This is a genomic window from Enterobacter sp. UNJFSC 003, from assembly GCF_036903355.1.
GTDB lineage: Bacteria > Pseudomonadota > Gammaproteobacteria > Enterobacterales > Enterobacteriaceae > Enterobacter.
Genome location: NZ_JBAKHK010000168.1, coordinates 1 through 271, shown reverse-complemented (window position 1 = coordinate 271; position 271 = coordinate 1). Strand labels below are relative to the sequence as shown.

At 48.3% G+C, this 271-nt stretch carries 1 pseudogene; it reads left to right on the top strand.

Going from position 1 to position 271, the window contains the following annotated elements:
* Positions 1-271 (top strand): annotated as a pseudogene (secA, locus tag V5P19_RS23635) (preprotein translocase subunit SecA); the annotation flags it as partial.

Here is a 271-nt window from a genome sequence, read left to right as displayed (position 1 = left end):
GACCGGTACTGCTGATACCGAAGCTTTCGAATTTAGCTCAATCTACAAGCTGGATACCGTCGTTGTTCCGACCAACCGTCCAATGATTCGTAAAGATCTGCCGGACCTGGTCTACATGACTGAAGCGGAAAAAATTCAGGCGATCATTGAAGATATCAAAGAACGTACTGCGAAAGGCCAGCCGGTGCTGGTGGGTACTATCTCCATCGAAAAATCGGAGCTGGTGTCAAACGAACTGACCAAAGCCGGTATTAAGCACAACGTCCTGAAC